Here is a 24,005-nt window from a genome sequence, read left to right on the forward strand (position 1 = left end):
CGACTAATGGTACAAATAAAGAAAGACTAACCCATTTTTTATCAAATTTCTCCCTCCATCACTATGGAGAGGGGGAATTTTGATATTCATCATGAGTCAGCCTTTTAGGATTTTAACGAATTGCTTCGGCAAATTGATCGTTATAATAGACAATATGTGAGAGAATTTTTCGCCCTTTTATTTTCTGAATCGATTGTTTTGCTTCAATTTCATCTTCAAATTCAAACATTTTAATGCTATCCTCTGTATAAACCGTGATAACCCACATAACTTTAGTCCCCCATAAAAAGATTAAAAGCAAAACAGCAAGCCACTTGCTTTTCAAGCAGTATTTACTTTTGGGACTATCTTATAGCGATAAGTATAGAAAGTAAATAAATCATTTATTTATTTTTTTATGTCTAAATCGGATGTTTTGTTTATTTTATCCAAAGAATTATTCTATTTTATTTACCCCCATTAATTCTTCATACATTTTGCTTTGGTTTTCAAGATATTCAGTGGTTTCACGGCTATTCTTATAAAAATCCTTCCATATATACGTTTTCAGTGTTTGTTTCCATTGTTCAGTTCTTACCATTTTTCCAATTGCGTTGTCCCAAAATTGAATTTCATCGTTAGTCATATTAGGAGGTCCCATAATTCCTCGCCAATGCTCGAAAACTAAATCGACCCCTGCTTCTTTCCATATTGGAATATGAGGCAGCTCTTTTAACCGTTCCTCTGCTGAAATGACAAGCAGTCTTATTTGGTTCAAATCATAATACTTTTTGGCCTCAGATAATGTCATCGATGCAACATCAATTTGTTTTTTTACTAATGCCTCGACTACTTTATCACTATTTTCATACACATAGAAATCAAGCTCTTCAGGCTGTACGCCTGCATGTTTGCTTGCTAAAACAAAGGAAAGTTGATCATCATTTCCTAATCTTGGAGAGACGCCAATTTTGTAAGCATGTGGTTGCTTTTTTAGATTCTTCATAAGACTTTTGGCATCTTTTATGCTAGATTCTTTTGAGACAATGACCACTTCCCATTCTGTTATTAAGGTGGCAAGCGGGGTGAAATCTTTGTAGGTTAGCTTACTTCGGCCCATTAAATGGTTTGTAATGATAAGACTTGAATTTACGGCTAAAACATCGTGTTTTTGATTATGAGTAAATTTCCAGCCTAATTCACCGCCAGCACCTATTTTATTGACGACTTGAAGATTCTCATCGATTATGTTTTCCCTAGTCAGAATATCTTGCATGGCCCTTGCTGTTAAATCCCAGCCTCCGCCTTCTGAGCCAGGGGCAATTAGCTTTACATCAGTTGAGATGGTCTCATTGTTTTCAGCTATTGAACATCCGGAAAAAAGCAGGACAATAAGTGTAAAAATAATAAATTGTTTTATTCTCATTACTCATCCTCTTTTAATGGTTAAATAACCCTGTAATCCTTGACAAGATAATATTTCCGCTCTGGCCGGCCGACAATTCCATAATCATGTTTTGCAATACAGACATCTATCGAGACAAGATACTCTAGATACCTCCTAGCAGTTGTCCGGGATGCCCCCATTTTTTCACCCATTTCCTCGATAGAAATTCCCCCTTTCAGCTCTGCCATCACTTCTTTTACCTTTTGTAAGGTTAAACGATCCACACCTGAAGGGAGTTCCTTTTGACTAACTGGCGCTTGATTAGATATTCCAAAATAACGATCAATCAACGACTGGTCAACCTCTTCACGACAGCTAATCATGTTTTTCTTCTTCTTATACTCTTCAATTGTTTCAACGAATTTCTCTATTGTTACTGGTTTTAATAGATAATTGAAAACGCCATATCTTATTGCTTTCTCAAGCATTGTTCGTTCAGTTGCAGCAGTTATCATAATAATATCTACCGTTGGATGGCTTTCCCGTATTCTCGGCAGTAATTCTGTACCAAGCTCATCAGGCATATAAATATCAAGCAGCAGCAAATCAACTTCATGTTTATCTAAAATTTCCATTGTCTCCTTTGCATTCAGTGCCTTACCTACTAATTTAACTTCTGAAACCTTCTGTAAAAATTGTTCCTGTATTTGGGCAATTCGAAAGTCATCCTCTGCAATCATAACTTTTATCATGTGTTTTCTCTCCTTCCCGGTTATTCCATAAGCTTTTTTGGAAGATACACAGTAAAGATCGCCCCTCCATTTTTCTCATTGCTAACCTCGATCGTTCCTCCTAAGGCTCCAACTATCTGCTGAACATTGAAGAGCCCGTAACCTCTATTTTTCCCCTTAGATGAGTACCCTAAAGTAAACAATGAATCGATTACTTCTTCATCTATTCCTTTTCCGTTATCAGTTACTTCAATAATAATATCGTTTCCCATACTTGAAATCGAAAAAGTAACCTTTTTTTCTTTTTGATCAATTACTGCCTCGAACGCATTATCGATCAAATTTCCAATAATCGTAATCATCTCCGTTACCTCGATATGCTGTGGCAGAGGGTCTACAAAACTGTCAGGATCAATTTCAAGTAATATCTTGTTTTCTGAGGCTTTACCTAGTTTACCTAAAAGAATGGCCTGGACATTTGCATCATGGATTTGATTAAATAAGATGCGATTTTGATGTTGTTGAATGTTAGACTCTTTTTGGATAAAGTCGAATGCCTCCTGATATCGTTCTAATTGAAGCAATCCTGATAATAAATATAATTTATTTGCATATTCATGTGTTTGAGCCCTTAGTCCTTCTGAATAAGTACGTACCTCAGAAATCGTTTCGAGCAGTTTTTTTAATTCAGTTTTATCACGGAAACTCGACACAACTCCTACCACATGCTCGTCTTCAAAGATAGGGATGAGATTAAAAATATACATTTTATCATTTACTTGTATCTCCACATTATGAATCGTTTTGCCCAGTTGCAATACTTCATCTATGATTAAATTTGGAAGGACTTGGTTAAGATGTTTCCCAGTAAAGCTTTCCTCATTAAGATGTAACATCGACTCTGCAGAATGATTAATTAATGTAATTACCCCTTTCTGGTCAAGAGCAATAATGCCTTCTTTGATCGATAAAAGGATGGCACTTCTTTCGCGAAATAGGGAAGAAATTTCATGGGGCTCTAACCCTAAAGTATCTTTTCGTATGCTTTTTGTCAGAAAAATACCGCCGATGATTCCTACAAATAATACTAGTGTTGATACTAAGGCAATTGTTTTTATCCTATTAAAGATGTTCTTGTAAATATCTTTTTCAAAAAATTCTACCGATACAATACCAATTACTCTAGTATAATCACCATAGTCTGCGATAATGGGAACTTTTCCAATGATAACTGAACCTTCAGTACGTTCTACTTCAAATATGTTTGATCCTCCAAAAAGCAATGCGTGATAATTGGTGTGACCAGAACTCTTTGAACCGACTTTATCAGGGGTTACATGTGAATAAATAATTTCATTGCGATTTTCAATCATGATATTTGCTGCGTTCACCTGATCCTTTACTTGCTCGGCAATTGGTCTAAAACTGATTTCTAAATCTTTGTCTTCAATTGCTTCCCTGAGCTCAGGCATTAGTGAAATCGATTTTGCTGCTTGCAGTGCTAATTGTTCTACTTGATTTCTAGTGTCAACAGATTGCAAATAAGCAAAAATGCTTGCAAGAAGAAAGATGATCACCAAAATCAACGTGCTAATAAGCCCTAATATTTTTGTTTGAAGTGAAATCTTATTTATTTTATTCATTCTTATTAAGCCCTTTTATATATAGTAACTTCATTTGAGCAGATTTACCGCCAGGTAAAATTCAAATAAATTATTTCTACTATTTTCACATACTAAGATTAACGGTGCAATATTTCCTATTACTGAAAAAAGAGCTAGAGAGAAATCCCTAGCTAAATCATTGTTTGTCATCTTTACACCTGAAAGTTCTCTCATGCATTGAACACGCTTCCAAATGATAAAATTCTTACACCAATGGTTTCTACTATAATAAAAGTTATTATAAGAGTAAATATTATGTTTTATTTATACGTTAAAAACAATTTGGATATAAAATCCCTTTTAAACTTTAATAATCTTTTATTCTTTTTGTTCACAAACAAAAAAAGCGCTGATATCGCGCTTTTTTCTGGACTACCTTAATGTTTTTTAAGCTTATCTCTTTTCATTTATCCACACAAGCATTTCACCCGGTTCACGGTTACACCATGCAAAATAAGGAATAGCTTTGATATTAATACTGTTTTCATGTGCCTGTTCTTCCACAGGACGATATAGCTGATTTTCCCAATTTTTTTCTTGAATTTTTTCTGCTTTGCCGGTAATCACAACTACTCCATCAAGAAAATCATCTTTAAATGCAGCTTTTAATTCTTGGTTTCTAGGCAAAAAAATGCTTGATAAATTCCTTCCATTATCAATCTCCTCGAGACAGTAAACAACGGGTCCTCGCTTGAGTGCAACCTTACCATTATTATTGCGGACAAGCGGATTTGCCTGAATGCGTTCAATTACCATTGGAAATGACAATTCCACTTCATCATGTTCACTCCATACCCGATTCAGATAAACATAGCCATTCTTCATTAGTGGCTGATAATCAACCATTTCACCATTGATTTTTACAATAGCACTCTTTGTCCAGCCCGGGATACGAAGTGCTAAAGTAAATTCTTGCTGAGAATGAGGCGATACATTGAGTGTTATATTTCCGTCCCAAGGATAATTTGTTTTTTGTGAAACCCCAACAGATTGTCCTTCAATTTCTACTGTTGTATCATGCCCCATATACAAATGAACATATAATTCCTTCCCTTTTTGAGAGTAAATATAATGGCCAATGGAAGCGATTAATCTTGCAATATTTGGCGGGCAGCAGGCACATCCAAACCATTTTTGTCTGACAGGCTTTATATGCTTTTTATCATTTCGTTTATAACTTGCTTCTGGTTGCACTTCTAATGGGTTAACATAAAAGAATTTTTTACCGTCTAAATCCATTCCGCTTATGGTTCCATTATATAAAGCTGTTTCCATAACATCAGCATACTTTCTGTTTACTTCCAGATTCAGCATTCTTTTTGCCCAAAATACCAGCCCGATTGAAGCACATGTTTCAGTATAGGAGAGGTCATTTGGAAGATCATAATCAAATGAAAATGCCTCACCGAAAACCATTGAGCCAATACCAGCAGTAATATACATTTGCTTTTGGGTTACATTCTCCCATAATGCTTCACATGCTCTCTTCAAGGATTCATCCTTTGTCTTTTCAGCAAGATCTGCCATGGCCGAATACATATAGACCGCACGAACTGCGTGTCCAACTGCCTCTTTTTGCTCTCTTACTGGAAGATGTGCTTGGTGATAAGCATAATCATTATTGAACCAAAATGGTTTTGTGTCATTTCGTTCTTTTTTCTCAATATCAAAATAATTAGGCTGTTTACCTCGCTCATCAATGAAATATTTACTTAAGTTTAAATATCTTTCATTTCCTGTCACTTCATATAATTTCACTAGTGCTAATTCTATTTCTTGATGTCCTGGATACCCTTTTCTCTTATACTCCTCAGGTCCAAAAACAGAATTGATATAGTCGGTATACTTACACATAATATTTAAAAATTGTTTCTTTCCTGTGGCTTTATAATAAGCAACCGCAGCTTCAACTAAATGGCCCGCACAGTATAATTCATGGTTATCGCGCAAGTTCGTCCAACGTTTTGTTGGTTCCTTCACCTGGTAATACGTATTTAAATAACCGCTTTCATCCTGAGCCCTGCCTAATAATGCAACCACTTCATCAATAATTTGTTCAAATTGCTCATTTGGCTCAGTTTCTAAGCTAAACGCAACAGCCTCGATCCATTTTGCAACATCACTATCCTGAAACACCATACCAAAAAACTCACCCTCGGCTTCACCTGCGGCAATTCGAAAATTCTCAATGGCATGACTTGGATCTGTATCAGGAATCTGGTCATTCAATGCTTCCCATTGATATGGAATAACATGATCGCGAATAACCTCTAAACGTTTTTTCCAAAAAGGATCGGTAATTCTAATCATTTGCTTTCCTTTTTGTTCAATTTTCATAGTAATTCCTCCTTGTATAAGCATTTTTATATTAAGCGGGTGCTAAGCACCGATTATTACCAACAGAAATATTCACTTAATCGTTTCATAAAATCCAATAACATGCCATTGTCAAATAGCTTAATCCCCTGTTAAAGTACTGACTGATTCCCTTTCAATCAGTTTACATCTGAACGTTGTTTTCAGTTCCATACAATCTGTTAAACTCCCACCTATTAAGCTGTTAATCGTTTCAATTGACAATAAACCCATCTTTCTTAATGGAAGGCTCATTGTCGTTAGTCTCGGAGAGTAATAAGCGCTAAATTCCCGATTATCAAAGCCAATGATCGATATATCGTCAGGTACTTTATAACCTAAATCATTGCAAGCACGAATAGCACCGACAGCCATCTGATCATTCATTGCTAGAATCGCGGTTGGAAGGCATTTTATAGTAAGCAGTTCTTTTGTGAGGGAATACCCCGAATCAAATCGCCAATCTCCCGTCTTAATATAAGCGGGTTTAAAGAAAAGATTATGTTCTTTAATCGATTTATAATAGCCTGCATATCTTGAGTGTGAGGACATGGAATCAATATGGCCGCTTATCAGGGCAATTTTTTTATGGCCTTTTGAAACAAAGTAATTTGTTGCATCATAAGCAGCTTGTTCATCATCATAATTAATAGAGCAGTGATGATCATTTGTTGTATAGCAATATGTAAAAAGGATTGGTATATCTATTGTCGGAATGATTTCCGTCACATCTCTTGGATGTAAACCAATATAAATTATGCCATCAACTTTTTTGCTAATTAAATCATCGATTATTCTTCTTACGATCGGTTTTACGGTATCCGAATTTTTTGGGCTGTTGCTTGCTCGCCTTTCTAAGCGCATATTTGTTAACAAGATCGAAAGCCCTAGCTTTTCGGCGTTTTCATTTATTCCATCGATTATCGCAGGTGCATTAAATACGGTCATATCTTCAACAATAACACCAATAGTATTTGTTTTCTGCATCTTAAGGCTCTTAGCAATTAAATTAGGGCGATAGTTTAATTCTTTTATAACTTGCAGGACTTTCCTTTTTGTTCCCTCACTTATGTTACCGCTTTCATTTAATACATAAGAAACAGTAGCAACGGAAACATTTGCTCGTTCTGCAATATCCTTCATTGTAACCATCTTCATCGTCTCCCCAATTTAATCGTTTAAACTATCTTGATCATAAACGAGGAAAATGAAAAAAACAACCCGTTTTCTGAATTTTCTTTCAACAAAATTTTCTGAACCAAAAAAATAAGAGATGAAACTTCCATCTCTTAGCCAACCTCAAGCATATTAAATTGCGCCTTTACAAGTCCGTAATAAATTCCTCTGCGCTCCATTAACTCTTCATGGTTTCCTTGCTCCATGATATTTCCATGATCAAGTACGATAATGTTGTCTGCCTCACGAATTGTTGATAGCCTGTGTGCGATCATGATTGCTGTCCGGCCTTTTAATAAGGTTTTTAATGCTTTTTGAATTTTGATCTCTGTTTCTGTATCAATACTCGCAGTTGCTTCATCCAAAATGATGATGGTTGGATTAGCGAGCAATGCTCTTGCAAAAGAAATTAACTGACGCTCTCCGACAGAGAGGACATTCCCTCTTTCCTCAACCTCTGTCAAATATCCGTTTGATAATTGTTGAATAAAATCATCCGCACCAACAGCTTTTGCTGCTTCCATGACCTCCCTATCAGATGCAGTCGGACGGCCAAAGCGGATATTATCAATAATCGTTCCTGAAAAAATAAACGTATCCTGAAGAACCACGCTGATTTGTGATCTTAAGTCTTCAATCGAAAGATCTTTAATGTTTACCCCGTCAATTTTTACTTCACCGGCAGTTGCATCATAGAAGCGGCTTATTAAGTTGGCAATTGTCGTTTTTCCTGAGCCTGTGTGGCCAACTAAAGCAACAGTTTGCCCTGCATCGATCGAAAGCGAAATATTATTTAATGCCTTCCTTGATTCATCATAGGAAAATTCAACTGATTCAAAATCAATTTTGCCCTTCATATCTGTTAGATAGATAGGATCCTTTGCCTCTGCAACAATCGGTTTTTCATCCATATATTCAAAAATTCGTTCCGAAGAAGCCATCCCCATTAATAGTTGATTATATACCTGGCCAAGTCTTGAAATCGGCTCCCAGAACATCCCTAAATAAAAGGCAAAAGAAACAAATGTACCAATTGTTATGGAACCGTTTGAAATAAGAGTGGCCCCAAACCAAATTAAAATGGCCGTACCAATTGCATTTGTCATCTCTACCATTGGAGTAAACATGGCATTTCGTCTCGTTGCATTTTTCCAGGACAGAAAATTTTCTGTATTTACTCCATCAAAAAACTCAATATTTTCTGCCTCTTGTGTGAACGATTGGGTAACGCGAATTCCTTGAATCGACTCATTTAAGTGAGAATTCAGCTTTGATTGCTTTAATCGAACTGCTTGCCATGAGCGGCGAATTTTTTTTCGTAAGCTTGTTGAAATAAAAAACATTAACGGAACAATGACCAAAATGGCAAGAGTTAATTCCGGACTTAACGTAAACAGCAGAACCACAACACCAATAAGCAAGAAAAAATCCATTAATAGATTAATAACCCCGCTCGTAAATAACTCTTGTAACGAATTAATATCATTCATGATTCTTACTAAAATTGACCCTGCAGACCTTTGGTCAAAAAAACGATGTGAAAGAGACTGAACATGTGTAAATAAATCCTTGCGCAAATCATAAATGATGTTTTGCCCAAGCATATTCATCCATTTTATACGAAACGTATTTGCTAAATAAGATAAAACGTACAATCCAGCTATGGTGATGACAAGAATTGTCAGTAGGTTCATATCATTATTTTTAATGGCATGGTCAAGCGTATATTTCCCTATTAAAATAGGAGCAGTTAACCGAACAACGGCAGAAACAATTACTGCAAGGAAAGCAAGCGGAAGCAGGTTCCTTGAATAAGGCTTTAAGTAGCTTAACAGCCTCCACATCTGTTTCCAGTTAAACGGCTTATCAATGATGGTATCGGTTGAATAGCGGAAACGTTCCTTAATAACTAAGCTTTTATCTTGATTCTCCATGTATCACACCTACCCTACAGTAGACTGAAGAACAGCCTTCTGATCCTTATATTGAATATCGTAAATTCTTTTATAGTAGCCATGTTTTTCAACTAACTCATCATGTGTTCCTCTTTCAATAATGGAACCATTGTCAAAAACAATTATTTCATCCGCATGCTTTAATGAGGAAATCCGATGAGCAATAATAAACGTTGTTTTTCCCTTCATGACTTCTTTTAACGCTTTTTGAATATTAAACTCTGTAGTCATATCTACAGCACTAGTTGAATCATCCAAGATTAATATTTTAGGATCCACACAAATAGCTCTTGCAATCGAAATCCTTTGTTTTTGTCCCCCTGAAAGCCCCATTCCTCTTTCGCCGAGCATCGTATCATACCCATTAGGAAGCTCCATTATAAAATCATGTGCTTGTGCCCGTTTAGCTGCATCAATAATTGTCTCCATTGAAGCATCCGGTCTACCATAGGAAATGTTTGCTTTTATAGTGGATGAGAAGAGAAATGATTCTTGTAAAACAACCCCAATATTAGAACGAAGTGTTTTTAATGAATAATCAGTTATATCTCTGCCATCGATAAAGATTTCACCACTTGTAGGTGTATAAAACCTTGTCATTAATTGAGTCAAGCTTGTTTTTCCAGATCCTGTTCCGCCGATTAGACCTATTATTTTTCCAGCTGGTGCATCAAATGATACATTATTTAATGCTAATGTATCCTCTTGCTTATAGCGAAGGCTGACATTCTTAAATGTTACATGCCCTTTAATTGACGCAACCTCGACTGTATTGTCTTTATTCCGAATCGTTTCATCTGCTTCAAGGATTTCAAGTAAGCGTTCTCCAGATGCCTTTGATTGTGAAAACATATTAATGACAAAACCAAGATGCATGATCGGCATCATCAAATACCATACTAAGCTAAAAAATGCTACAAGCTCACCCGGCTTCAGCCCTCCTTGCATAACAAGAACGCTTCCATATGCTAATAAGGCAACAACACTAATATTCCCAATTAGTTCCATAAGAGGAAAATACTTTGCCCAGACTAATGAAGTTGATAAGTAATTGTCTTTATAATGACCATTTGCTTGATTGAATTTTGAAATTTCGAAATCTTCCCTCGATAATGCTTTTACTGTTTGTATGCCGCTTATATTTTCTTGTACATTTGTGTTCAGTTTCCCAAATGATTTCCTGATATTCCGAAAAGCGGGATGTACCCTTTTATCAAAACGGTAGACAGCAACTGCCAAAAACGGTAATGCAGCAATTGTGACCAGTGTTAAAGGAACAGAATAAATAAACATGACGGTTAATGTTCCCGCAACTAATAGAAAGAAACGAACAAGCTCAGAAAAACCAAATGATAAAAAGAATCTGAAACCTTCAACATCTGCTGTAAGCCTTGACATTAAATCCCCTGTTTTTGCATTGTCGTAATAAGAAAAAGGCAAACGCTGAAGTTTCTCATATAGCTCATTGCGAAGCCGATATACGGATTGAATCCCAAACATATCCCCTAAATACTGATGAAAAAAAGCTGAAAATCCTTTTATCGCCATCAATGATAAAAACCCTATCACAATCCACGGAATGTAGTTATACTGCTCTTTTAATACAATTTCATCAATCGTGAGCTGTAAGACAATTGGATAAATAACGGTTATTGAGGTGATAAATAAAACAAAAAACAATGACGTAAAAAAATACTTTTTATAAGGCCAATAAAAGGATTTCAATTTTTTAAAGGTCTCCATGAAAATTCCTCCCGTCTAAAAGACGAATTGTTTAATTTTTACATTATTTATAAATATAGCGGCATACAAATAAATATATCGGCAATCGAAATAATTTTCTAGCCCTTATTTCATTTTTCTGAAAATCACATCATTAGGTTGAAGATGCCTCCTTCTTTTTGACGAGCGGTCTACGACTTTTGAATGAGAAAAAATGGAGAGAATTAATGAAACAAGCCTTTGAAATTCAGCTGCAACCGCTCTTCTTAGCTGGAGCTAAATTTGCCCCCAGCGGCTTATGAACCTGCTTGTACTCCCTTGTTCTTCAGCTTAAGGGGTTCGTTTTTATGCTCCAATCAAAAACAGCGGCTAAATAGCAAGGTGCTTTAACCTTGCAAAAAATAAAAAAGCAACCTGTCAAATGAGGTTACTTCCATACCTTGTTAACGATATGCAGTTTAAGCTTATTTAAGTATTCACCGGGAGATTTTTTTATTTTATAAACGCCCTTCTGCCTTTTGCGTATAGTCTAGTAAATATAGGAAATACTTTTTATGAATTATATTATAAAAGAGGACTTTTATGTACTTATTTTTTATTATTGCAGCTTTTCTCATAATTGTATTCCTTTTTATTGATCGCGAACAGTTGAAGGATTATTATCCAACCATTCAATACTATATTATTTGTAATCTACTTTATAATTTTGTCTTTTACCATCATACTTTATGGAGGTATGAAGGAGAAACAGCATGGTTAAAACATTCAATCATTGAAATTACCTTTACATTTATCGTTGTCCCGATCATGATAATCGTCTATCTTCGTTTTTTTCCTTCTGACTTAAAAGGATTAGCATATTTAGCAGCATGGGCTCTCTCCTTTTGGATTACAGAAGTTATCTTTAATAAAAAAGGGAATTTCATCTATGAAAACGGCTGGAATATTTGGTGGTCTTTCCTTTTTAATCTCATTATGTTTCCTATATTAATAATCCATTATAAAAGACCAATTGTAGCCATTATTATTTCTATACCTCTCATTTTGCTTTTGTTATTATTTTTCCATCCCGCTTTGAAAGATTTAAAATAAAGCCAGACTACTATCAAAGGGTGTTTTCCTGTTTGAATTAGATTTTATTATTCAAGCGGTTTTCCCATCACTTAAATAATAATTAAGGAATTTTAAAACAGAATAGTAGAACAACTTTAGTTCTTAATGTATATGAAAGCAGAAAGGAGAATTTCATTTGCTGGTATTGTGTTTATCTATTTTCATTGCATCCATTCTCTTCATTCTAATTTTGAATAAAGAGTTACATCCCACAGAGATTGTTTTATATTGGATGATAAATGCAATGATCAATGAGGAATTTCTTCTTATTTTTATAATCAATTTAAAAATGATGCACATGGCAAATAATCTTTCTTCCGTTTTCACAGTTATAATAGGTACGATTTATTTAATGCCAATGCTGACTCTTAGTTTTCTTCTTTATTTTATTAAATTTCAATCAATAATCAGCAGATTCTTTCTCATTTTGGTTTCGTTATTCATTCATTCCTCTTGCATCTATATTAGTGAAAGAATCGGGTTACTTACCAACGTACAATGGGAGTATTCATATACCTTATTTTACTGGGGAGCAGCATTATTAGTAAATGTAATGTTACTTTTAGGATATAGGAGATTACTAAGGAGAGCTGGAATATTTAATGAAAGTTATAACACTGCCAAAAAGCTTCGATGAAAATGAAATCTTTCTTTTAGTTATTGCATTTGCCTTACTGATCTATTCCATTTTATTGCCAAAGCGGTTCCCCATCCATGTATTTCTTGTATTATTTATTAGTAATTCTTTTATTGGCCGTACCGTTGACATGGCCATTGCTATTCCGCCGATAGATTTGTACAGTAGTTTAGATTCTAATACACACGAATTATTTGATGAGATCATATATTCAGTCATTTATCCTTTGTATGGATATTTGTTTTATTATTTTTATGACAAATATGATCATCTCCCAACGTGGGCTTCCATTATCACTTGGTCTATTCAAAGCTGCTTTCTAGAATGGATTTCAACCATGATCAATATTTTCCAATACAATAAATGGCATATTATCTTCTCATTTTTCGTCTATCTTTTCGTCTTTTCTTTTCATAGCTTCTTCTTTAAATGGGTAACAAAACAATTTAATTACACATCTAAAAGAACAGAAAGAAATTAACTAAAACTTCCGCTAAAAGGAGATTGTCTAATAACGAATTACTTAGCATAGGAAGAAGATATGTCATGTGGCATTTTCAAAGATTTAATTAAGAGCTAATTTATTCACCTCTCACTTAAAGCGGGATAATGGTTTTCCACAGAACAAAGATTATAAAAACAGCCAAAAATCGTTTCAAAAGATACACATCCTTATTTCGTTTACATTATAAGCCCTACTTTTCCTTACAGCAATTTCAGTTATATAATGATGAAGTATGAAAGAAGCAAGGATATTTATCATGCTTGTTGAAGGGAGAAATAAAAATGGAACTAGGAAGCGATCAACGGTTCATTGTAGCCGGATTATTGTTGGCCATCTTAATGGCGGCAATGGATAATACCATTGTAGCAACTGCCATGGGGACAATCGTTTCTGATTTAGGCGGATTTGACAAGTTTGTCTGGGTTACATCAGCTTATATGGTCACCACAATGGCAGGTATGCCGATATTCGGTAAACTTTCTGACATGTATGGCAGAAAACAGTTTTTTATTTTTGGATTAACTATTTTTTTAATAGGCTCAATATTGTGCGGGTTTGCTCAAAACATTGTTCAATTAAGTATTTACCGTGCCATTCAAGGGATTGGCGGTGGAGCTTTAATGCCGATTGCCTTTACGATTATCTTTGATATTTTCCCTCCAGAAAAACGCGGAAAAATGACAGGACTCCTTGGAGCGGTTTTTGGAGCTTCAAGTGTATTGGGTCCGCTTTTAGGAGCCTATATTACTGAGTACATAAGCTGGCATTGGATTTTTTATGTAAATATTCCAATTGGTTTGGTTTCTTTATTCTTTATCTATCGTCACTACAAAGAATCACCGCAGCATAACAAACAAAAAATTGATTGGTGGGGTGCAATTACCCTCGTGATTGCCGTCGTCAGCCTAATGTTTGCCCTTGAGTTAGGCGGTGAGGAATTTGCATGGGATTCTCTCCAGATTATTTCTTTATTCGTCATTTTTATCATCTTTTTTATTGCATTTTTCTTTATAGAACGTGTGGCAAAAGAACCGATTATTTCATTTTGGTTATTCAAAAAAAGACTTTTTGCCACTTCTCAATTATTAGCCTTTCTATATGGAAGTACATTTATTATTTTAACGGTGTTCATTCCAATTTTTGTTCAGGCTGTCTATGGCGGTTCTGCTACAAGTGCTGGCTTTATCTTAACCCCCATGATGCTCGGATCTGTCGCAGGCAGTGGAGTAGGCGGTGTTTTCCAGACAAAAACCAGCTTCAGAAACTTGATGATCATTTCCGTTATTTCCTATTTTATTGGCATGTATTTGCTAGGAACGCTTACTCCTGAAACTAGCCGAATGGTATTAACCATATACATGATTATCGTTGGCTTTGGAATGGGTTTCTCTTTCTCTCTATTGCCAACTGCTTCCATCCATAATTTAGAACCGCGATATCGGGGAACGGCAAACTCAACGAACTCATTCCTGCGATCATTCGGGATGACATTGGGAATCACAATATTTGGGGTTATTCAAAACAATGTATTTACAGATAAAATAAAGAATGCTTTTAAAGATATGCAAGAGGGCCAAGGAATGGAAGGACAACAATCATTTAATCTCCAAGACCCTCAACAGCTCTTCCAAGCGGGTGAACGCGATAAAATACCTGATTTTATATTGGATAAAATTGTTCATTCAATGTCTGACTCAATTACGACTACTTTTATGCTTGCTCTAATTCCAATAGCCGTTTCTGCTATTATCGTGCTATTGATGGGTAATGGTCGAGTAGAGACGAAAAAGGTTCCCAGCAAAGAGTAAAAATTTGTTTTTAAAACAAGTTGCAGTGCACTATCTAGCGATCTAGACATTGCACTGCCTTTTATTAATAACTTCCCTAATCTAGTGATATAATTCGTGTTTGCCTTTAATCCCATTAATCGAGTAACTAACCGTCATTCTTGAATTTAAAGAATGAGATACAGAACAATATTTATCTTTTGACAACTCGATGGCACGAACCACCTTTTCTTCAGGTAACTCTCCTTCTAAAACGTAATGGATATTAATGTTTGTAAATCGCTTTGGATGGTCTTCTGCTCGGTCCCCTTCAACCTCCATATGAAAAGATGTAGGTTCTAATCGCATTTTATGTAAAATTGAAATGATATCTATCCCTGTACAGCCGGCAATTGCATTCAGAAGCAATTCCGTCGGTCTTGCACCACTATTCTCCCCGCCTACTTCCTCCGCAGCGTCCATTTTTATTTCATGTCCCGAAGGGGTTTTTCCAATAAAAGCCATTTTACCTGTCCACTTTATCATTGATTTCATTTATCTGAAACCTCCTGCCGCCAATTATTTTCAACATTGTTCTTATTTGTTATACTACCTTTTTTCAAGGAATAATTACCACTTTATATAAAGTGCCGTCTCTTAGGAAAGAGAGATTATATTCCTTTAAATTGTGTTACTCCAAAAGCATGATCTTGAGAATACCCATTGAAAAAAATATCTAAGTCATGGAAAAGTCTGTGAAGTTTGACCATAGCTTCCCGGTCATCTGACTGAACAACTAATTTAGCAGTGCTCTCAATCGTGACAAAATCTTCGTGTAATTTGCTATCGTTCACTTTCAATCCCTTAAATGCTTCAACAATTCTCATAGCTATTTCTTGCTGGTTCTTATAGTTTGCCGTATCTACACGTCCCCAGCATAAGGTATCATTATAAAAATTATGAAATTCTTTGATAAAATCATGTCCGTTGGCAAATTTAGCTGTTGAAAAAACAACCATATCCTCTGGGACAGGTTCATTTACAGCAACCTTTCCTAAATCCTCACTGGCTTGCTTATCTTTTCCGGCATCATTGATTAAATTTAAAATAGTTGACTCATTCAATGAAGACCATCTATACCAACCAAATCCAGCCAAAAAGATCCCAATTATGCAAGCAATTACAATCCTTTTATTTAATTGCACAATATCCCCCCTATTACATTTTTTTATTTTGATTGTTTGAAACCTCTTTTAAACTTAGAGGAAAATGGCATTGTTTCCAAGGGAAATTACACCAAATTTCCATGCTTCAGATAATTATGAAATTATAGTCAAACTTCATCTTCTCTTATTGTTTATAAAAAAAGGTGAATAAAAAAATAAGAGGCTTTTAAGAGTGAACCCTCTAAAACAAGATATTTCCTTTCTTGTTTTTATAGGATGAGCACCATAATAGCCTCTTTGAATTATTTATAATTTATATTTTTCATGTATTTTTAGGATTGAACTTGCTTTTGCTTACGTTTCACAAAAAATAAGACTATACCACTTACTATAATCACAATTCCTGCTGTCAGTAAATTAAATATATTTGTAGCAGTACTTGGTAATGAATTTCCAGAATTAGGACCCGAACTATTTTTTGTATCATTACCTGAAGCTGGATTATCAGCAACTGGATCTTTATCCCCATTATCATTTACAGGATCCTTACCAGGTTGCTCAACCGGTTCTTCTTCTGGATTTTCTGCAGGTTCTGCTCCGATCGTAATTCTGCCTTCAGTTTGAGAATTTACAATACCTATTTCATTCAGATATTCTTGGAAAACTTCATAATCCGGAATAAACAGTTCTGTCATTCGGCCATCTTCTTTTGCAGTTTTAAATGAAGCATAGCCATCCCCGCCATCAGCAAGATAAGCATTTGTAGCAACCGTGTATGTTTTATCCAGATCAATCTTTTCGAATCCATTTTCAGTTTGGATCTGAACACTGTGAACACGGCTTCCTGCTGGTTTTGCAGGATCAAACCCAAATGTTAAACCTGCTACCTGTGGAAAGCGGCCAGCCATATCTTCAACTTGACTTACTCCATTCTCAAGCCCGTCAATAATTTCTTGACCTGTTAAATCAAGTGTTACAAGTGTATTAGCAAACGGTAAAACCGTTAAAACTTCGCCAAGTGAAATTTCACCCTTATCAATTGAAGCACGGATTCCACCGCCATTTTGAATAGCAATTGTAGCACCGGTATTTTGTTTTTGTGCACGCCAAAGCATTCCATCAGCTATTAAGTTACCTAGATTTGTTTCTTTTGTACGGACATCTTCACGTTCGCCATTTAAGAATACTGATGTTTCTCCAACAATTTGATTTTTTAATTCTTCGATCGGTTCAGCCAATTCAGCCAAACGTTCAGCAGCTGCTGCGTTTTCCTCAATTAAATAATGACCATTCTCATCTTGGGCATCTAAATCGATCAGATTTTGCTCCCACTCTTGAAGAACACCATTTTTATTAAATGTTACGTTTGTATTCCCTAAATAGTAGCTGTATTCTTGTGCCGATAAAATAATAGTTGGCTCAGTATTTTCGTTATATACTGTAGGTTCTTCGAGGAATGTATGACTATGACCGCCAACGATCACGTCAATCCCTTCAACCTCTTCTGCTAAAGCCTTGTCATTGTTATAACCAATATGTGTTAAGGCAATGATCTTATTAATACCTTCATTTTCTAGTAATTTTACAGTTTCCTTTGCTTTTTCAATATGATTTTCAAAGGAAATATTCTTTCCAGGGTTTGAAAGAATTGCTGTTTCCTCGGTTGTTAACCCAAACACTCCAACCCTTTCACCATCTACATTCAAAATAGCTGCTGGATAAATTCCGTTTTCCCCTGAATTTGCAAACTTGTCCTTAAAGAGCGAACCAAGATGACTGTCTTTTGAGTAATCGATATTTGAACTTACTATCGGAAAATTCGCTTTGTTAATAAAGTCTGCAAAAACACTTGTCCCTTTATCAAATTCATGATTTCCAGGTACCATAGCATCATATTTCATCATGTTCATGAATTCAAGGTCAGCTTGTCCGAGATATTGATTAAAGAATAATGTTCCTGAAAAAACGTCACCTGCATCCAGAAGGATTGAATGTTCAGAAGCTGAACGGACTTGCTCTACGGCAGTAACACGTCTAGCAACATTGTCCAAATGAGCATGTGTATCATTTGTATGCATAATGGAAAGATTCCACTTATCAGATCCTACTTCTAATTTATATTTGCTAAACCCTGTTTCTAATGTTTCAACAAATTTAATCGTATCCGTATTTTCGGCAAACTGTTTTGCCTCTGTTGATGAATCAAAGGTTACGTTTACATCTCCAAAAATTGGAGCAATTGACCAGTTGTTATCTGCAGAAGGATTTACTTCGCCTTTTTCCATAATATAATTCATGACAGCTTGACGATTTTCATCTGGAAATTGCTCAATAATCTTTGATGACAGATTTCCAGGGAAATTACCTCCGCCTGAAGCACGATAGTTATTCGTTACAACAAGAAATTCCTGGTCTAAATCGATTGGCTTGCCATCATACATCAAATTTTTAATTCGTGATGATTCACCATTAATAAGGTTGCCCTTTGAATCATATTTAGCAGGCTTTGTTACATCGATTTGGTATGTAACACCATCAACCACATCATAATTGTAAGTTGGAAACTCTGTATTGATTAAACTTTGTTCTTCTGATGAAGCAGGATCAATTTGATTGAACTGACCTGCTGACATTTCTAACCATTCCTTCACTTCAGCACCAGTTATTTTCACGATTTGGACTGTATTGTCATACAGGTACAGATCACCAACGTTTTTAATAGCTAAATCACCTTTTGGGATATTTGTATAATAATCTGCTCCATTTCTCCCCCCAGCTTTAAATGGGGCACCAACTGATAATAATGGCATCCCTTCATATTCAGTTCCTTTTAGTTTTTGTTCAGCATACCATTTTTGAGCATCTGTCACGATTTGAATAGAAGGATCATCTTGAACAAGGGCAAAAAAACTATTAATAGGAGCTGTTGTTGTTCCAACACTTTTTCTTACATATTCTAATGTAGCATCATGGGTACTCTGAACAGCTGCAACCATCTCCTGATTTTTTTCAGTTACACCTGCTATGGATTCTGCTTTTGACTTAGAATCAATGACATCCCATTCCTCATCATCATTTATACCCCCGGTTCTTTCTAAGGTAAGGTCAATCATTCCTAAGTGGCTTCCCCAGTTTTTCGGCATGACAACTGGGACGCCATTTACAGTGCCCTTTTCATTATCAATAGTTGAAATCCCATTAAATCTTGAATCTCCTGGGAAGAGGTTATGCTGATGGCCAGATACAACCGCATCAATATCGGCAACCTGTTTCGTTAAATCAAATACAGCGTTTTCTGACTCGCTTTGGCCTTCATTTGTATCAATACCAGTATGTGCGATTACGATCACCAAATCTGCTCCTTGCGCCTTCATTTCAGGAATTATCTTTTTGGCGGATTCGACGATATCCTTCGTAACAACCTTGCCATCTAAATGCTTCTTATCCCATACGTTAATTTGTGGAGGCACAAACCCTGTAAAACCAACTTTAACTTTATGAGTTTCCCCATTATGGTCAACAAATTCCTTCTCAACAATTTCATATGGTTTAAAATAATAATCATTTTGATTGCCTGCATGGAAGACATTAGCATTTACCACTGGGTAATTGGCATCATCCATTGTCTCATTTAAGAAGTCTAAGCCATAATTAAATTCATGATTCCCTACGGTCGCAGCGTCATAGTTCAATAGATTCATTGCATTGATAATCGGATGAACCTGTCCATCTTTTAATCCTTGTTTATAAACATATTCTCCTAAAGGATTTCCTTGAATTAAATCCCCATTATCTACTAATATACTATTCTCTACCTCAGCCTGACGCTGCTTTAATAATTCAGAAGTTCTTACCAATCCGAAGTTTGTAACAGATTTGTCCCCATAATAATCATAATCCATAATATGAGCATGAATATCCGTCGTCTCTAGAAGCCTTACGTTCATTGTAACGGGTGTATCCTCAGCATGTGCAATGCCTGGCAATGATGAGAATGGAAACACACTAAGTACTAGAGTTGATGCCATGGCACCATAAAAAAGCTTACGCCTAAATATATGATTTAATCTTCTCTTCAAAACATTTCCACCTTTCCATTTATTTATTTAGTTACCATTACTTTCCTACTACTAAATTATTGTACTAATAGATTGTAAATAAATCTGTAGGTAATTGTTCATTTTTTGTAAAGACATGTATAATAATGTAATAAAATCGCTTTTTTTAACGAGATTTGTACATAAAAAGAAGACCAAATGAAGGTTTTCCCATTGCTTCATTTGGTCTTCTTTTATCATTTTTCAAATTATGCTTTCGTTAATCGTTCATATAAATCTTTCAGCGATTCACATCCTCTTTGATTAAGCTTGTTAACATAAATGCTCCATAGCTGCGCAGTTAATTTCGCATCTTCTAGTGCATGGTGTCTGCCTATGATCGGGATTCCATTATGCTCGCAGCATTCTTCAAGAGTAATCAACTTTACATCTGGTTCAGCAATGCGATATAAGAAGGACATATCAACTAATCGATGCTTAAACGGGGCGCGATACAGCTTCCAGGATGCATGCTGTAAAAAAATTTTCTCATGATTTGCATGATGGGCAACGAGTGTATAGTCTTGGGCAAACTGAAAAAATTGAAAGAGGACCTCTGATAATGGTGGCGCCTGTTGTAATTGAGTGTCATATAAACCAGTCAATTGACTAATCTCGTCGGTAAGCAGTTTATCTGATCTGACTAGTGAATAGAATGTTTCGTTCTCGTTAATTTTATTCCCTTTCACCTTAATAGCACCGATTGAAATAATTTGATCTCCTTGCTCGGGATAAAAACCAGTTGTTTCTATGTCAAAAACAATAACATTTAAGTCAGTCAGAGGTATATTTAGTGTTTCCTCCACTCTCATTTCACGTTGCAATTGCCTTAAAAACGCAACCTGCTGCTGACTTTGCCCACTTTGTGATCCACCAAGCTTCCCTTGTATTCCTTTCATAAAAAAAAACGGGTCAAATGTCATTCATAACACCCTTTTTCGATTATCCCTTGAACATATTGATGGAGTTTTTTGCCGCCCTTCAATATGTTTTTAATTTCTTTTCGTTCATATTTTGACAATTTCCTGATATTAAGATAATGAATATCATCATAGGATTCAGCATTAGCAAATACTAAAAGCCGATATTCAAGAAGCTTTTCAAAATTATGTTGATACTGAATCAGTTCATTACGATAGGTTTCCTTTTCACAAAGGCGTTGTATTCGTTCTAGGGTCGACGTTTCAACCAACCCTTCTTTAATCGCCAAAAGTCTAATTGCATTTACATATGGCAAAAAAGCTGCTTTTTTAATATCAATGCAGCCCTCATATTTACCGCCAGTTTCAACATAAAGTTGACCCAAAAGACCCACTGAATGCTTAATATGCTGAACATTATCCAAAAAACGCTGGAGAAGCTTATGATGTTGCTTTTGATAGGAAAATATCGATTGTTTCAGCTCATCCACATACTTTTTTTCACCAACAAGGCTGCGAGAATCGTAAAAAATTTGCAAATAACGAATTGACTCCCAGGTTTGTTCGTCCATCCATTTAAAAAGTTGCTGTTTCCAATCCGCAATTGATTGACACCATAATCGATTCGAACTCATGATCTTTCCTTCACAATATGGATAACCGATTGCATGAAGCCCTTTTGAATACTCTTCCCCAAGCTTTTTAAAATAAAGACCCGCCTGTTCAGAGTCCTCTTCATAGATTAAACCATGGTCCTGATCGCTAATAATTCCTTGTTCGGTCCTGCCCCCGCTTCCAGTAATAAACCATGTGTATTTACAAGGGGGTAAACCAACGTTTTTCTCAAGATGAAAGAGTGCTAACTTGCTAGCACTCCTCATCATCTCGTCATGGAAATCATTTAATTGTTTTGTATCAAACTCATATTGATGAATATGATCGTCTTTCCATTTTTTAATTGATTCATATGAATCAAATTCTACATGCATGAGAGACACTCCCTCAACATTTTTCAAATTGGGCGAGATGGACCAAGCTTCCTGTTTATGAACCAACATTTTGATCTTTTGTTACAAATAATTCAGGGTAACCATAGCTTCCATGTTCACTTATATCCAAGCCCATGATCTCTTCTTCTTCTGTTACTCGCAATCCATTCATCAGTTTTTTCGCGACTGCTAAAATAACAAATGATACAACGAATGCATATGCACCAGAAACTGCTACTCCCATAAATTGTACGCCAAGCTGTGTCAATCCGCCACCGTAAAATAATCCAGGTAAGCCAACAGTTGCGAGTTCCGGTGTTGCAAAAAATCCTGTAGATAATGTTCCCCATACCCCTGCTGCACCGTGAACTGATAAGGCAAAAATAGGATCATCAATTTTTCTTTTTTCAAAGAATCTAGCACTATAGAAAACTAGTATACCGGCAATAAAACCAATGACAACCGCAGCCCATGTATCGACGAATGCACAAGATGCCGTAATGGCTACTAACCCCGCTAAAGCTCCGTTCAACATTGTCGGGATATCTGATTTGCCTAATACGATCCAAGAAATAATTAGGGCTGCAACAGCTCCGGCACCTGCCGCTAAATTCGTATTTAACGCAACAAATCCAAAAAATCCGTCGTCAACTGCTACAGTACTTCCTGCATTAAAACCGAACCAGCCAATCCATAAGATTAACACACCTAATGCTGTAAATACTTGGTTATGCCCTTGAATATTATTGGCCGAACCATCTTTATTATATTTACCAATCCGAGGCTTTAACAGTATTGTTGCGGCAAATGCTGCCATCGCACCCGTTAAATGCACAACTGTAGATCCTGCAAAATCTTGCTTGCCATGCTCAGCTAACCAGCCGCCTCCCCAAATCCAATGTGCAATAACCGGATATATAAGTGCAGAGAATAACACGGTAAAAACTAGGTAAACAGAAAGCTTTGCCCTTTCTGCAAATCCTCCTAAAGCAATTGTGATAGAGATTCCTGCAAAAGCTAATTGGAAAACGAAAAATACAGAAGTTGCTAAACCCATATCTTCTACTTGATAACCAGAATAGAAAAAATCAGAAAGGCCAACTAAAAAGTTTGCATTATCACCAAAAATAAATCCATACCCTACTGCCCAAAAAACCAATGAAGCAAGCCCGAATGTAAAAATTGTTTTTCCCGCAATATGACCTGCGTTTTTCATTCTTGTTGAACCAGCCTCAAGTAGAATAAATCCACCTAACATAAAAATAACTAAAATAGCCCCTAGCATAACCCACAAGCTGTTCATTAAAAACATCGTATCCATTGCATTTCCTCCCTTGTGTAATTTCCTAACTTTAGATGTTAGAAAATATAACATCTCGTTCTTATTTACTATTTTATACGATAATCTTTAAGTGTCAACCTATTTTCGAATGTTTCTGAAAATTCCACGTTAGAAAATCTAACACACTATCCTTTTTTTGCTTTACATCTTACAAAAAAAGGATAGTAATAACCAATCGAGCATCTCAAATGTAAGATGCTCAATTGGTCTAACCAGGATGATGTTAAATTTATTTCTTTTTGTTATTAACATCGGGTGAAAATCTTTTCAATAAAAATAAATGTTAACCGAAAGCACAGACAAAAATTGCAGTTTTCATTCCCAAAAAGACCGAAATTCACTTGGATGTTACAATAATTAACAATACTTAAAAGACAGCTTCTGATAATTCAGTTCTTTGAAGAATACTGTTTGCGGTTGATCGAAGCAGTCAGCGAGACTCCTGTGTGAGCAACAAGACAGAAAGACTATGCAGGAGTATACGCAGAGGAGACACACCAC

Annotated in this window: 17 protein-coding genes; 3 read left to right on the forward strand and 14 right to left on the reverse strand. The window is 35.8% G+C overall.

The window, feature by feature from the left end:
* Positions 1-112: 112 nt before the first annotated feature.
* The 8 genes from WQ54_RS34165 to WQ54_RS01955 form a co-directional block, all read right to left on the reverse strand.
* Positions 113-268 (reverse strand): hypothetical protein, encoded by a 156-nt coding sequence (locus WQ54_RS34165; RefSeq protein WP_197089519.1) that lies wholly within the window; start codon positions 266-268, stop codon positions 113-115.
* A 168-nt stretch (positions 269-436) separates the two neighbouring features.
* Entirely contained in the window at positions 437-1,405 is a 969-nt protein-coding gene (locus WQ54_RS01925; RefSeq protein WP_046511312.1) for a tripartite tricarboxylate transporter substrate binding protein, read from the reverse strand.
* 20 nt (positions 1,406-1,425) lie between these two features.
* Positions 1,426-2,118: a response regulator gene (locus WQ54_RS01930; RefSeq protein ID WP_046511315.1), complete on the reverse strand. Its 693-nt coding sequence runs from the start codon at positions 2,116-2,118 to the stop codon at positions 1,426-1,428.
* A gap of 20 nt (positions 2,119-2,138) precedes the next feature.
* Positions 2,139-3,740 (reverse strand): sensor histidine kinase, encoded by a 1,602-nt coding sequence (locus WQ54_RS01935; protein WP_046511318.1) that lies wholly within the window; start codon positions 3,738-3,740, stop codon positions 2,139-2,141.
* A gap of 414 nt (positions 3,741-4,154) precedes the next feature.
* A complete protein-coding gene (locus WQ54_RS01940; protein ID WP_046511321.1) occupies positions 4,155-6,098 on the reverse strand; it encodes a glycoside hydrolase family 127 protein in 1,944 nt (647 codons plus the stop codon).
* A gap of 120 nt (positions 6,099-6,218) precedes the next feature.
* Positions 6,219-7,268 carry a LacI family DNA-binding transcriptional regulator gene (locus tag WQ54_RS01945; RefSeq protein ID WP_331434719.1) on the reverse strand — a complete coding sequence of 350 codons (1,050 nt, stop codon included), beginning with the start codon at positions 7,266-7,268 and terminating at the stop codon, positions 6,219-6,221.
* A 137-nt stretch (positions 7,269-7,405) separates the two neighbouring features.
* The gene (locus WQ54_RS01950) at positions 7,406-9,226 is read right to left on the reverse strand and encodes an ABC transporter ATP-binding protein (protein WP_046511327.1); all 1,821 of its coding nucleotides are present in this window, start codon (positions 9,224-9,226) and stop codon (positions 7,406-7,408) included.
* Positions 9,227-9,235: 9 nt separating this feature from the next.
* Positions 9,236-10,990: an ABC transporter ATP-binding protein gene (locus WQ54_RS01955; RefSeq protein WP_046511330.1), complete on the reverse strand. Its 1,755-nt coding sequence runs from the start codon at positions 10,988-10,990 to the stop codon at positions 9,236-9,238.
* 561 nt (positions 10,991-11,551) lie between these two features.
* Between WQ54_RS01955 and WQ54_RS01960 the strand changes: the two genes are divergently transcribed.
* The 3 genes from WQ54_RS01960 (at position 11,552) to WQ54_RS01975 (ending at position 15,032) form a co-directional block, all read left to right on the forward strand.
* On the forward strand, positions 11,552-12,061 hold the full coding sequence (locus tag WQ54_RS01960) for a CBO0543 family protein (RefSeq protein ID WP_046511333.1): 510 nt from the start codon (positions 11,552-11,554) through the stop codon (positions 12,059-12,061).
* A gap of 623 nt (positions 12,062-12,684) precedes the next feature.
* On the forward strand, positions 12,685-13,200 hold the full coding sequence (locus tag WQ54_RS31715; RefSeq protein ID WP_052737616.1) for a hypothetical protein: 516 nt from the start codon (positions 12,685-12,687) through the stop codon (positions 13,198-13,200).
* Between the two features lie 305 nt (positions 13,201-13,505).
* Complete coding sequence (locus tag WQ54_RS01975; protein WP_046511339.1) at positions 13,506-15,032, forward strand: MDR family MFS transporter; 1,527 nt, start codon at positions 13,506-13,508, stop codon at positions 15,030-15,032.
* A gap of 81 nt (positions 15,033-15,113) precedes the next feature.
* On the opposite strand, the gene WQ54_RS01980 is transcribed toward WQ54_RS01975, so the two are convergent.
* From WQ54_RS01980 to WQ54_RS02005, 6 genes are all read right to left on the reverse strand, one after another.
* Positions 15,114-15,545 carry an OsmC family protein gene (locus tag WQ54_RS01980; protein ID WP_046511342.1) on the reverse strand — a complete coding sequence of 144 codons (432 nt, stop codon included), beginning with the start codon at positions 15,543-15,545 and terminating at the stop codon, positions 15,114-15,116.
* Between the two features lie 116 nt (positions 15,546-15,661).
* On the reverse strand, positions 15,662-16,195 hold the full coding sequence (locus WQ54_RS31720; RefSeq protein ID WP_052737617.1) for a hypothetical protein: 534 nt from the start codon (positions 16,193-16,195) through the stop codon (positions 15,662-15,664).
* Between the two features lie 293 nt (positions 16,196-16,488).
* Complete coding sequence (locus WQ54_RS01990; protein WP_052737618.1) at positions 16,489-20,235, reverse strand: bifunctional 2',3'-cyclic-nucleotide 2'-phosphodiesterase/3'-nucleotidase; 3,747 nt, start codon at positions 20,233-20,235, stop codon at positions 16,489-16,491.
* 227 nt (positions 20,236-20,462) lie between these two features.
* The gene (locus WQ54_RS01995) at positions 20,463-21,176 is read right to left on the reverse strand and encodes an exonuclease domain-containing protein (protein ID WP_046511345.1); all 714 of its coding nucleotides are present in this window, start codon (positions 21,174-21,176) and stop codon (positions 20,463-20,465) included.
* Entirely contained in the window at positions 21,173-22,162 is a 990-nt protein-coding gene (locus WQ54_RS02000; protein WP_046511348.1) for a DUF294 nucleotidyltransferase-like domain-containing protein, read from the reverse strand. The genes WQ54_RS01995 and WQ54_RS02000 overlap by 4 nt, the downstream gene beginning before the upstream one ends.
* A gap of 55 nt (positions 22,163-22,217) precedes the next feature.
* Positions 22,218-23,483 carry an ammonium transporter gene (locus WQ54_RS02005; protein WP_046511352.1) on the reverse strand — a complete coding sequence of 422 codons (1,266 nt, stop codon included), beginning with the start codon at positions 23,481-23,483 and terminating at the stop codon, positions 22,218-22,220.
* Positions 23,484-24,005 lie beyond the last annotated feature (522 nt).

Source organism: Bacillus sp. SA1-12 (assembly GCF_000981385.1).
In the GTDB taxonomy this organism is placed as follows: Bacteria; Bacillota; Bacilli; order Bacillales; family Bacillaceae; genus Metabacillus.